This is a genomic window from Acetobacterium paludosum (assembly GCF_008086595.1).
Taxonomy (GTDB): domain Bacteria; phylum Bacillota; class Clostridia; order Eubacteriales; family Eubacteriaceae; genus Acetobacterium; species Acetobacterium paludosum.
Genome location: NZ_RXYA01000016.1, coordinates 1 through 12740, shown reverse-complemented (window position 1 = coordinate 12740; position 12740 = coordinate 1). Strand labels below are relative to the sequence as shown.

Here is a 12740-nt window from a genome sequence, read left to right as displayed (position 1 = left end):
ATACAAAATCTAATTATTTACTATAAAAAAGTGTAAAGGACTCCGAATATTTTTTCATACAAGCGCCTGCTTCAGAATAGCTCAGCATGTCAGTCAACTTGCCACTGATCGTCTCATCCACCTGCTTAAGAAAAATATCGTTCTGACTATTCATACTGTCAAGCAGGGTTTTCACTTCTTGAGATTCTTGACTGGTTCCATCTGGTTGATAAGTTCCGTTTTTCACACCTTCCTGAATTTTCCAAGCCGCCTGATTACTGTAATCCGCGGATTTTTTCAGGACCTGATTAACGTCATTCATGATATTTGAACTGCCTAAATTCAGACATTGAACCCGATTCCCGGCCGCCATTATTTCATCCGTCTTTTCTTTAACGGTCTCAATAACACCCTCATCGTATTCGGTTTTTGCATCTGTTTTAGCTGCTGCATCTGTTTTAGCTGCTGTATCCGTTTGAGTTGTTGCATCCGTTTGAGCTGTTGCATCCGTTTGAGCTGTTGCATCCGTTTGAGCTGTTGCATCCGCTGTATTTGTCACGCTCAGGGCGGTATTGATATCCGCATAATTTTTATTAACCCGAATATAATCGTTGATCACGTCGCTGCCGATGTACTCTGAAATTTGAGAGCCATTTCCAGGATAACTGTTTTCCAACTTTATTTTACCCAACATTTCTTTGCTGTCTTCATAATCTCCCAACAAGGTGAATAATGCACTGGCGTCATAATATTTTCCTTCTGTATAATAGGCCTGAGCCTGGGTGTATTGATTTTCTTCTTCAGCAGTATCTTCTTTGCTGCCTGAGGCCATTCCACTGCCAAAAAACATTCCGCTTTTCAGTATAAAGACCCCCGCACCAGCCAGAATTAAAACCAGCAGTCCAATCGGCAGGCCTATTTTCAACAATTTACTTTTCTCTTTTTTCGGTTTTTTTTCTTTTCTTTCTTTTTTTTCTTTTTTTGATTTGGTTTTAACGGTCTTTTCGTCATTTTCCTCCTGAATCATTTCCACTACTTCAGGATTTTCCGCCAACTTTTCTTTTATTAACGATAGCTTATCTTTTTCTTTTGTACTTTTCGAGTTTTTCTTTTCATCTCTCTTAAACAAACTTTTTTTCGACACTATCTTATTTTCCTCCCGCATTATTTTCAGTCCTAAAATTTTGCGATCCCATGAATATGAAGATTACATTATTAGTTAATATAAGCATTGTTTTTCAATCCTTGTCATTCTACCATTTCTATCCAGGAAAACAAATAATTGTTTTTATCCCTATCATTAATCAGCAAAGAAGGTTAATTAAGCGTCCGCGACAAATGTGGGCTTAGTTGGACTGTTGCTAAAGAAATTATATACGCATCACTGAATAATTGCAAAGACAGCTATTGCATCATTCAAATTCTGGCGACGCCTCACTCCCAAGGTATCGGCCTACAGACAAGTCAAATTTTAGTAATAAAAGGGTTTAAGCATTGATTTTCATATTAACAAATGAAATAATAGCATATCGGTATTTAAAATGATATAATAGAAAAAATCTAACAGCTCTGCGTCAATCAATTCACACCAAGGTTATTTAATTTGACGTGGAATTAAGGTAAACTACAATTTGTTTTTTAGGAGGTTTTATATGCGTTTAGTTACTCGTTCGGATTTCGACGGTTTAATATGCGGCATGTTGTTAAAAGAAGCTGGTATCATTGATGACTGGATTTTTGTTCACCCAAAAGACTTACAGGATGGGCTCTTCACCCCTACTGAAAATGATGTTCTGACAAATGTTCCTTATGTTCCTGGCTGCGGCATGTGGTTTGATCACCATTCGTCTGAAAAAGAGCGTCTGGGATGGAATCATGAGGTCAAAGGCGAAAGCCGTCTGGCACCCTCAGCGGCACGTATTATCTATGAATATTACGGCGGAGCAAATCGATTTCCACATTATGAAAACATGATTCTTTCCGTTGATAAGGTCGATTCCGGAAATCTCACCAGAGAAGAAATATTAAAACCAACCGATTGGATTTTATTGGGATTCATCTCAGACCCGAGAACAGGTTTGGGGCGATTTAGAAATTTCAGAATCAGTAATTATCAGCTCATGGAAGAACTCATCAATCTTTTTAGAAATTTATCCATTGCTGAGATTTTAGAACTTCCGGATGTGAAAGAACGTGTGGAACTCTATTGGGAACAATCCAAACTGTTTTCCGATATGGTTAAAGCACATACCCACGTCGTTGCGAACGTTATCGTCAGCGATTTAAGAGACATGGAAACTATTTACACGGGGAATCGATTCATGATTTACAGTCTTTACCCCGAGCAAAATGTTTCTCTTTGGATTGTGGATGGCAAACAAAAGCAGAATGTTTCCATCGCCTGCGGCTACAGCATCCTCAATCGGACCTGTAACGAAGACATCGGCAAGCTTATGCTCAAATACGGCGGCGGCGGTCATCAAATGGTAGGAACCTGTCAGGTCCCCTACGATGATGCCAATTTAACCATTAAAGCAATTATCGATGTCTTGAAAACTACGTAAAAAAATTCGTCCGGCAGGTGATTGGAGGTTACCTGCCAGACGAGTTTTATTGTGCTGATTAAACGCTCTTGTTTCTGAAATCACACAATTATCCATTACAAAATTCTTAGTACCCTTATATCTAATAGATAAACATTCACAAAATTATTTTTTCGGATTTGCGCTATTTCTCCTTCATTTTTGATAGGTTCTTTTATATAAATTAATACTCTCCTGTTGATGAATTTATTTTAAAAACTTTTTAATAATCGTCATTTTTTTTTCCGTATAAGATGGATAGGCTAATGTGTTATTAATATTATGTGGTTTCTTTAAAATACTCTTGCAATGTGAAAAGGTAATAAAACTTTGTTTTCCATGATAAGATCCCATTCCGGCATTTCCAACCCCGCCAAAGGGTAAATTGGAATTGGCCACATGCGATATTACATCATTGATGCATACCCCACCTGATGAAATTTCACTGATTACTTTTCTTTCAACATTCATTCTTGTCGTGAATAAATAAAGTGCCAAGGGTTTTGGCAACTTCTTAATATTCTGTATGGCGCTGTCTAAATCTTCATAAGCTATCAATGGAAGCACTGGTCCGAATATTTCTTCTTTCATCGTTGCGGCATTCCACGAAGAAATTTCGATTAATGTTGGTTCAATGAATTTTTCACTTCGATCACTTTTTCCGCCAAATACAATTCCCGCTTTATCTTTTTCCATCATCGTCGTAATCCGGTCAAAATGACTCTCATTAATGATTCTTCCATATGAATTATTATATTTAATATCATTGCCATAATATAACTGTAAACAATTTTTCATTTCACAGATTAATTCATTTTTCACAGAATCATGCACCAAAACGTAATCCGGTGCCACACAGGTTTGTCCGGCATTTAGTGTTTTCCCCCACATAATTCTTCTGGCCGTCTCTTTAATGTTAGCGCTCTCATCTACTATAACAGGACTTTTTCCACCCAATTCCAAAGTTGACGGAACCAGATTTTTAGCAGCCGCCTCCTTAACAATTCTTCCTACCCCGGCGCTGCCGGTAAAGAATATATAATCGAATTTCGCATTAATCAAAAGCGTATTTGTTTCAACGGTGCCTTCAATACAGCTAATGTAATTTCTATCAAAAGTATTATCAATCATTTCTGCCACGACTCTGGACACCTGTGGCGCTATTTCCGATGGTTTCAGTACTGCACAATTTCCCGCTGCTATCACCCCCACTAACGGTTCAAGCATCAGTTGTAATGGATAATTATAGGGGCCCATAATTAAAACTGTTCCGTACGGCTCATATAGTGTATGACTGCGTGAAGGCATCAAAAATATCGGCGTTTTTACCCGTACCGGTTTTGCCCATTTTTTAATATGCCTAATGGTATCCGTAATACTGCGATAAACAAATCCTATTTCGGTCGCGTAGGATTCGACCGGATGCTTGCCTAAATCCGATTTTAAGGCATCCATCATCGCTTGTTCATACTTCAACATTCCTACTTTTAATTTCTTTAATTGGTCAATTCTAAACGCTACATTTTTCGTGACCTGAGAATCAAAATATTCATGATGTACCTCCAATAATCCCGTCACTTCTGCATCTGTCATTTCTTTCATACTAACCTCCCTATTTAAACGCCTTCGTTATCAAACTTCGGAATAAAGCTTTCTTCTGCGGTGCCACCCTCTTGAATGAAGGCATTTTCTACCCCCAGAGCAATCGCATAATCTAGCAGTTCATCATATTCTGCTGAACTGATTTTCCGGTCCAGTTCTGGGAATTTTTTCACATGAGGCAGTGGCGTAAACTGATTCATGATGCTGATATAAATTAAATTTCCGTATCTTTCGTGAAGATATTTAATGATCTTCTTCGAATCTTCCAGACCACCCGGAAGCATGAGATGTCTAACAATGACCCCCTTTTTCATTATGCCGTCTTCATCAAATACCGGTTTTCCTATTTGACGAACCATTTCCTTCAACGCTGCTTTGGCAGTCTCTGGATAATCAATAGCCTTGGAATATTTTCTGCTGAGATCAGGATCCAAATATTTAAAATCCGGTAGAAAAATATTCACTTTGCCTTCCAACAACTTTAAGGTCTCAACTTTTTCATAACTGGCGGTATTGTAAATCACAGGAAGATCAAGGCCCTGGTCTTTCGCAAGTTCCAGTGCTTCAATGATCTGCAGGACATAATGGGTGGGCGTTACAAGGTTGATATTTAACGCGCCCTTTGCCTCTAGCTCCATGAAAATCGCTGCCAGCCTCTCCACCGGTATCTTCTTACCGATCTTTGCCCTTGCGATATGAACATTCTGGCAGAATACACAGCGCAGATTGCATCCGGAAAAGAACACCGCCCCGGAACCGGCTTCCCCGGAAATACAGGGTTCTTCCCACAAATGGAGCGCCGCCCGAGCGGCCACGATTGCATTTGTCTCTCCGCAGAAACCAATTTCCCCGTTATCACGGTCAGCCCCGCAGTTTCGCGGACATAAATAACATTTCATAATTTATCCTCAACTTAATATTTTTATTTAATGTGAAAACGCGATGATATATTCATTTCTAAAGTTAGCTAAAGCAATAATTAACAATTACCCTGATCTGACTTTATCATTAATTTCCAAATGTCTGCTGATCACGTAAATGATAACTTATTTAAAATATTAAATATAAGCATTTTTCGTGAAAACGTTGACACCTTTGACGAATGCTGATAAGATAATGCTCAATATTAAATTTAAAGGAGTGGTAATATGAATTTATTTGATTTGACTGGAAAAGTAGCCATTGTCACTGGCGCCTCAGGCGGATTGGGTGCTGATGCGGCAAGGGCTTATGCCGAAGCCGGCGCTGATGTGGCCATCTTGGCCCGCAGAAAAGACCGTTTAGAAGAATTAGCTCAAGAACTAATCACTAATTTCGGTCATAAAGTACTTGCCGTTCAATGTGATGTAACCAAAGAAGAAAGCACAAAATCAGCCGTTGCAGAAGTCTTTCAAACTTTCGGACACCTCGATATCCTTTTGAATAATGCCGGCGTAGCACTTCATGGGACCGTTGAATCCATGTCGGCTGCTGAATGGCAGAAAGCCTTTGATACCAATGTTATGGGTATCGTTAATATGTGCAAGTACGTTATACCGCATATGAAGGATAAGAACTACGGTAAGATTGTAAACACCGCTTCGGTCAATGCCATTATTGCAGATAAAGAGCTAGCATTAGTCCGTCATTCATATAATACCACCAAAGCAGCGGTAAGAGGCCTTACCATGGCGATGGCGGCAACATACATGCAAAATGGCATCACGGTAAATTCCGTGGGACCGGGACTATTTGAATCCGAAATGACGGTGGATACGTTATTCAAATCAGAGGCATTTTTAAAGATGTACAATCATAATTCACCTGCTGGAAGACCCGGTAACCGCGGGGAATGTAATGGAGCCATCATTTTTCTATCCTCAGATGCTTCTTCATATATTACTTCACAGCATATTATTATTGATGGCGGTACTTCGATCGTATAACATTTCCCCACCATTTATGCTTTCGGCCCAGTCAATTATATAAAAGAATTGACTGGGCTAAATGCTGTCAACTTCACATTCAAGCCCAATTGCCGTTTTTGAAAATACAGATTTCACGACCGTCTTTTGTGTTTCCGATGATCTCCAGATCTTTCGTTCCAATCATAAAATCGACATGTGTCATTGACTGGTTGGCCCCCACTTTCTTCAATGCTTCGCTGCTCATATTTCCGCCGCCTTTGACAGTGGTGGGATAGCATTCTCCCAAAGCAAAATGACAGGCTGCATTTTCATCAAATAAAGTCTCATAGAAAAGAATTCCCGTATTGGAAATTGGTGAATCATAAGGCACCAGCGCCACTTCACCCAGTCGATCTGAGCCTTCATCCATCTCAATAATCATCTTTAAGATATCGTATCCTTTTTCGGCTTTAAAATCAGATACCTTTCCTTTATGGAAGGTTATGCTGAATTTCTCAATGAGGTTGCCCTGATGACTGAGCGGCATTGCCGCCACCACGGTTCCTTCCGCGAAGTTGCAGTCCGGCGTGGTGAAAATTTCTTCGGTGGGCATATTTGCAAAAAAACAGACCTGCTCCGGGGTAAATTCTCCGCCACCTTCCCAGATATGGTCTTGCTGTAGGCCAACGGTAAAATCCGTACCGAGACTGTTTTTATAATGGAGTTTTTCAAAATGGTGGTCATTCAGTATCCTGCATTTTTCATTCAGAAAGGTATTGTGTCTTGCCCATGCCTTGACCGCGTCTTCCCTACCGATTCTGACTGAAGCAAAGATGGCATCCCAAAGATTTTCCATGGCAGCTTCTTCGGATAATTCAGGAAAGACCTTCATCGCCCATTTTGCTTCCGGTACGGCAGCAACACACCATTGTATTTCACTGTTCATCATCATCTTGTAATAAGTTTTAAAAGCCTCGTCGGATGCCCGAGAACTTACTTTCAGTTTTTCGCTATCCACGCCAAGATAAGCTTCCGGATCACTCCCAGTCACCGCTATAAAGGCGGCTTTCTCTCTGGCATAGTAGTTTTTCGACTCTGCCCGCCATTCTGGAATGTCTTCCAGAACTTCCATAGCTGCATAGTCAAATCGGGTCCTGCTTGTTTTGACATCGTTCCAGAAAACGATGACATCTTTTGCTCCAACCTTATAGGCTTCTTCAACGACCATCCGACCAAAGGAAACATTCTCAACGCCACAGCTTAAAACCACATACTGTTTCTTCTGAACATTAGCCCCGGTCCGAACAATCAGTCTTGCATATTCCTGTAATTTTTCAATATGATTCATTATAAGTTCCTTTTCTTAATCATTAATTTTGTCCTAAATTATAACATATTAAGTCCCAATTATCCGCCATTCTGCTTTAAAACTAATGAACAACTGCAAAAATCACCCCTGATGGCGTATTCCAAAGGGGTGATCCGGATATTTTATATTATATATACTTGATTTATACTTGATTACTACAAAATACTGGGGTTTGCAACTGTGCTTTTGGTTTGATTGCTCTGGGTCTGGGTATTCTGCATTTGAGGTGTCTGCTTTTGGGTGTCGTTCGTTTGAGAAACTACGGTTTGAGCAGCTGCAGTTTGAGTACTGATCTTCCTGCTGGCTATTTCCGAATCATACTGTGCAACTGTTATTCTCCCAGCATCTTTTAAACTTTTTAATTCGGAATCGGAATAAGATGATAGATCATCAGATGAAGCACTTGTGGATGCACTGTCACTGGACACCGTCTCCTGTGAAACACTGACGTCACCACCAACAGCAGTTGATGTTGTCTCCGCGCTCGTCTGTGATGGTATCTCAGCTGGTTTTCCCTGTGGTGATGCGGCATTTTGGAGATTCGTATCGCTTTCTACTGAACTATTCTCACTTTTCGTCTTGTATTCCAGATAATCCTGACTAAGTTCTATCGAGTCATATTTGTAATAACTGTTTGCTTCCTGAGCAGAGCCTTGACCACCGATGCTTTCAGCATCTGATTTTATTGTTGTCTCTTGAACTTTTTTTGTAACCGTCGCTGTATTTCCTTGAAGTTTTGCAACGTCCATACTGAGTACTTCCATATTAAATCACCTTCCTAAAAAATATTTACATTTTTATAAATACTATTCAAACGATCAATAAAGCTATTTTAAAAAGTATATCACAATTATATAAATATTCAAGTAATTTCATAATAAGAAATTACAAAACTGCCAAGTACTCCATCATTAATTCCTCAGTTTGTACTTTCAACCTCTATAATATCTACTGACTCAGTATTTTTTAGCTTGTCTGCTTTAATTTTTTCCAGAGCTTCTTTATGCTGGGTGGATTTCAGCGCTGGGAATGCCCGCAGCAATCGCTTTTGTCCAAAAGGGCTGGCTTCTAAAAGCTCTCTGTAGGCTTGTTTTATATCACCAACTCCTGGTTCATGGTGTTCCGAAACTTCTCTTCTTGCTTCTTTCTGAGTCGCCCAGTCTTCCTCAAGCAGCTTTTTCTTTTTGTCTATTTTATCTTCAATCGCATCTTTTTTATTAACTAAATCAATGGTTTTTGTGGCCAGATTCTCGCCTATTTCATTTGATGTCTTTTTAATAATCGCTGATAGTTCATCGATTCGTTCTAATTTTTTATTTAATTTAAGTATTATTTTAACGGTTGCAATTAAGTCACTTGCAAATAAGATGATAATGACTGCCAAAAGAATAATTGCTATTATTTCAGGTATAAAATTAACTACTTTTGCTATGAGCGGGTGGATACGATCCACAACCACCAAACATGCAACTCCCCACATTAATGAAAACAACGGACATACATATCCCCCAATATTAAACGGTTTGTCGGCATAGTCCCACCATTTTTGATGAAACATCTTTTCAAGAACAAATCCGGCAACTAGTTCAATTATGCTGGTAATAAGTACTGAACCTAAAAACAACACGAAGAAATTCTCTTTAAACGGTTGTAATAAAAACACAACTGCCAGAACTCCAAAACCATAAATCGGACATAATGGTCCGTTTAAAAATCCTCTGTTGACAAATTTGCCTTCCTTCAAAGCGGCAAAGCATACTTCACAACACCAACCTAGAAAAGCATAAATAAAAAAGTACAATAGCACGGTAATAGTCATTTCTTTTTTGACTCCATTCATAATTTAATTAGGATAAACTTACCAGCCTTGACACACAAAAAGACAAGTGAAAAATGCCACCTGTCTCCGCTATCACGATACTGGTAACAGGAGAAACATCTCCAATTCACCCTTGTTTTTCGTTGCGACTAGGAATTCTTCAAGATAATTCTTGAGATAATTTCTGCCGCTTCTTCAAAAGAATCGCAACTTTTCTCAAAATAATCATAAATCCTTATCAATGCCACGGTATCAAGGGGATTTAGGGAATCATTTTTTTCGATATAAAGTTTTTTAACTGATTCTAAATACAATTCATCGCCAAGATTTTCATAACGATTAATTTCAATAATTGCTTCCTGAAGCGCTTTTGGTTTCTTGAAATTTTTTAAATCTTTTACTGCGTCATGCATCTTCAAAGCAGATTTTTCAATTATCTCCATGAATTCCAGCATCTCCGATGTAATCTTCGGTACTTGAAACATATCGATGTATCTCAAAATATCTTCTATCATATCGATGACTGTATCCAGTGCACTTGCCAAATCAATTATATCTTCCCGTTCAATCGGAGGAAGGAAATCACTGAACAAGTAATTCATCATCTCATGTTTCTGCTCATCTGCACTGCGTTCGATTTCATGCAATTTTGCCAACTTTTTGTCGGTATTCTTAAGATCATGATCATGAAGAATTTCATTCAACATATTTGATGCTTTCACAATCAAATTAGAAACAACCATAAATTCCTTGTAATAGTTATACCCTTTTGTTTTACCCTTTTTTGCCATTATGACTCCTTCTTAGAAAATTTTCATAAAAACCCAGGCCATTATAAAGCCAACTAATCCACATCCCGGGAATGTCAGTATCCAGGCTAAAATCATCTCATTTACAGTCGACCAGTTTACCGAGGAAAACCGTTTCGCGGCTCCAACTCCCATAATGGCAGTAGTTTTTGTATGCGTTGTACTGACAGGCAACCCCCAGATAGAAGATAATAATAAACAGCTTGCAGCCGCCATGTCCGCACTGAATCCCTGAAAAGGTTCCAGCTTCACCATATCCATTCCAACTGTTTTGATGATTTTCATACCTCCTATGGATGTACCTAAGGCCATCACCACGGAACATAAGACCATCATCCAAACGGGAATGACAAAATTTGATGCATCAGCATTACCCTGAGCCAGGAAAATCCCCAGCATGAAAATTCCCATGAACTTCTGGCCATCCTGTGCTCCGTGCATAAATGCCATCGCGGCTCCTGCGCCAACCTGGCCTTTTTTAAAAAAAACGGTCGTCTTTTGCCGGGACATGTTTTTACAGATTCTCGACACAATTTTCACAACCAAAAAACCAAAAACAAAGCCCAAAACGGTAGAAGTGACCAATCCGTAAATAACCTTGATCCATTCTCCACCATTGATACCACCGATGCCGCCTTGCAGCGCAATCGCCGCCCCGGATATTCCGGCTATCAAGGCGTGACTTTCACTCGTTGGAATTCCAAAATACCAGGCGGCGGTGGCCCATATTACAATTGCAAAGAGGGCCGCACACAAGGCGATGGTCGCATCCCCAGAATCTCCGCTGAAATCAACCATATTTGCAATCGTTTGGGCAACCGACGCGCTGATGGAAGTCATTACAAAAACACCTAGGAAATTAAAAACCGCCGCCATCATGATGGCTTTTCTGGGAGCCATGGATCTTGTCGACACACAAGTGGCAATGGCATTTGGGGCATCAGTCCAACCATTTACTAGAATGACCCCAAGGGTTAACACTACAATAACCAATAGCGCCGGATTACTAATAATGCTATTGATAAATTCCGATAAAGATATTGTCATATTCTTTTTATCTACCCCTATTTTCTATGCACATCAAAAATCAATTCTTTGACTCAATTTCAATCGGCACACTTTTTGTTATAGTTTTTTGCCATTTCCATTTTACTATATAAACTACCTTAATAGAACCTTTATTTTTTTTAAATTTAATCAGCACTAATTCTATTTTTTTTAAAAAATTTGAGATTACGGACAAAAAAACTCTATTTCGGCTTTAAATCCTGATCGGATTCATGCCGAAATAGAGCAATTTATTTAGTAGCACTTGGAGAGAAATACTTTCATTAGAACAATTCCCTGCTCATTTTGTCAATCTGACTTGTCACTTCTTCATAAACACCGGGGAATGAACTCATTGGCAATCCAGAAGTTAAACATGGAATATAGTATTTTTTGCCGTTCGTTTTACAAGCTTTTTCAACATATTCAGCACAGATTTCAGGTGTCCATTCCGGGAAATCGATTTCTCCGCTGTGAAGGCCTCCCATGAAAGAAATTTTTCCGCCATATTCCGCAATCAGCTCTGGGATTTTGTTGGTATTCATTACGCCCTGCCAGATATCCATACCCATTTCGATCATATCAGGAACGAGAGTAGCCGCGAAGGAATCACTGTGATGAATGATCAGTTCGACGCCATTGGCTTTGTAGAAACCGTATAGTTTCTTATAACCTGGAAGGAAAAATTCTTCAAACATTTTCGGCGCCAGGAAAGTGGATATTTGACTGCCCCAGTCATCATGATGGAAAAGCGCATCGGGATGTATTTTATCGATCACGGTTTTTGCAAATTCCAGTTCATAGTCAACGATGTAATCAATGAGTTCATGCATTGCTTCGGGTTCTTCATAAAAATTCATCAAAGCGTCTTTCATACCCATCAGATGATGCATCATTTCAAAAAGACCGGGTGCAAAAAAGGTCGTTACAAATTTTTCATTGCGATCAACTGCCTCTTTACTGTATTTTTTTACGATAATGTAATTTGACTTTTATAAACAATGGTTTCTTAAAATATTTATTAAGCGACTAATTCTTTTGCTTTCACAGCAGCACTGCCGGCATCAGGCGCATAGCCATCGGCACCAATTTCAGCTGCGTATTCCGGGGTGACCGGTGCGCCGCCAACAATGACTTTCATGTCAGGGAAGGCAGCTTTAACAGTTTGTACCGCTTCTTTAAGAGCCGGCATAGTGGTGGTCAACAGACCTGAACAGGCTACCAGGACAACATTGTCATTATCTTTGACTGCCTGTACAAATTTTTCAGCCGCTACGTCGACTCCTAAATCAACCATGTCAAAACCAGCGCTTTCCAGCATCATCACAACCAGGTTTTTACCGATATCATGCAGATCTCCGGCAACGGTGCCCATGATGCAGGTTCCCAATGAGTTTGAGGTATCACCGGCCATCACGGGTTTCAGTACTTCAACCCCTTTGGACATTGATTTGGCGGCAATCAGCATTTCCGGTACGAAGATTTCTCCGGCTGAGAACTTATCTCCGACGACACTCATCGATGCAACCATGGCATCCAGGATATCCTGCGCTTTATCTCCGGCATCTAGTGCTTCTTGTACCGCTGCAGCAATTTTCTTTGATTTACCGGCTTCCACCAGTGCTTTTACATCTTCAATTTTCGACA

11 protein-coding genes and 1 pseudogene are annotated in these 12740 nt (G+C 39.6%); 2 read left to right on the top strand and 10 right to left on the bottom strand.

Translation table 11 applies throughout. The features are described 5' to 3' along the window. Positions 1-13: 13 nt before the first annotated feature. On the bottom strand, positions 14-1123 hold the full coding sequence (locus FZC41_RS14975) for a hypothetical protein (RefSeq protein WP_148568256.1): 1110 nt from the start codon (positions 1121-1123) through the stop codon (positions 14-16). A gap of 508 nt (positions 1124-1631) precedes the next feature. Between FZC41_RS14975 and FZC41_RS14970 the strand changes: the two genes are divergently transcribed. Continuing rightward, positions 1632-2543: a DHH family phosphoesterase gene (locus FZC41_RS14970; protein WP_170254005.1), complete on the top strand. Its 912-nt coding sequence runs from the start codon at positions 1632-1634 to the stop codon at positions 2541-2543. A gap of 225 nt (positions 2544-2768) precedes the next feature. On the opposite strand, the gene FZC41_RS14965 is transcribed toward FZC41_RS14970, so the two are convergent. Continuing rightward, positions 2769-4163 carry an aldehyde dehydrogenase gene (locus tag FZC41_RS14965; RefSeq protein ID WP_148568255.1) on the bottom strand — a complete coding sequence of 465 codons (1395 nt, stop codon included), beginning with the start codon at positions 4161-4163 and terminating at the stop codon, positions 2769-2771. 14 nt (positions 4164-4177) lie between these two features. Beyond that, entirely contained in the window at positions 4178-5062 is an 885-nt protein-coding gene (locus FZC41_RS14960) for a radical SAM protein (RefSeq protein WP_148568254.1), read from the bottom strand. A gap of 249 nt (positions 5063-5311) precedes the next feature. Between FZC41_RS14960 and FZC41_RS14955 the strand changes: the two genes are divergently transcribed. Continuing rightward, complete coding sequence (locus FZC41_RS14955; protein WP_148568253.1) at positions 5312-6088, top strand: SDR family NAD(P)-dependent oxidoreductase; 777 nt, start codon at positions 5312-5314, stop codon at positions 6086-6088. A gap of 79 nt (positions 6089-6167) precedes the next feature. Here the strand turns inward: FZC41_RS14955 and FZC41_RS14950 are convergent, their stop codons facing one another. The 7 genes and pseudogenes from FZC41_RS14950 to FZC41_RS14920 all read right to left on the bottom strand — a co-directional run. Next, positions 6168-7397 carry an aminopeptidase gene (locus FZC41_RS14950; protein WP_148568252.1) on the bottom strand — a complete coding sequence of 410 codons (1230 nt, stop codon included), beginning with the start codon at positions 7395-7397 and terminating at the stop codon, positions 6168-6170. A 176-nt stretch (positions 7398-7573) separates the two neighbouring features. Further along, positions 7574-8182 (bottom strand): hypothetical protein, encoded by a 609-nt coding sequence (locus tag FZC41_RS14945; RefSeq protein ID WP_148568251.1) that lies wholly within the window; start codon positions 8180-8182, stop codon positions 7574-7576. A 155-nt stretch (positions 8183-8337) separates the two neighbouring features. After that, complete coding sequence (locus tag FZC41_RS14940; RefSeq protein ID WP_148568250.1) at positions 8338-9237, bottom strand: putative ABC transporter permease; 900 nt, start codon at positions 9235-9237, stop codon at positions 8338-8340. A gap of 149 nt (positions 9238-9386) precedes the next feature. Next, the gene (locus FZC41_RS14935) at positions 9387-10028 is read right to left on the bottom strand and encodes a DUF47 domain-containing protein (RefSeq protein WP_148568249.1); all 642 of its coding nucleotides are present in this window, start codon (positions 10026-10028) and stop codon (positions 9387-9389) included. 12 nt (positions 10029-10040) lie between these two features. Continuing rightward, on the bottom strand, positions 10041-11093 hold the full coding sequence (locus FZC41_RS14930; protein WP_148568248.1) for an inorganic phosphate transporter: 1053 nt from the start codon (positions 11091-11093) through the stop codon (positions 10041-10043). Between the two features lie 284 nt (positions 11094-11377). Beyond that, positions 11378-12049 (bottom strand): annotated as a pseudogene (locus tag FZC41_RS14925) (uroporphyrinogen decarboxylase family protein); the annotation flags it as partial. A 65-nt stretch (positions 12050-12114) separates the two neighbouring features. After that, positions 12115-12740, bottom strand: a 626-nt coding sequence (locus tag FZC41_RS14920) for a corrinoid protein (RefSeq protein ID WP_148568246.1), incomplete at its 5' end; no start/stop codon positions are given.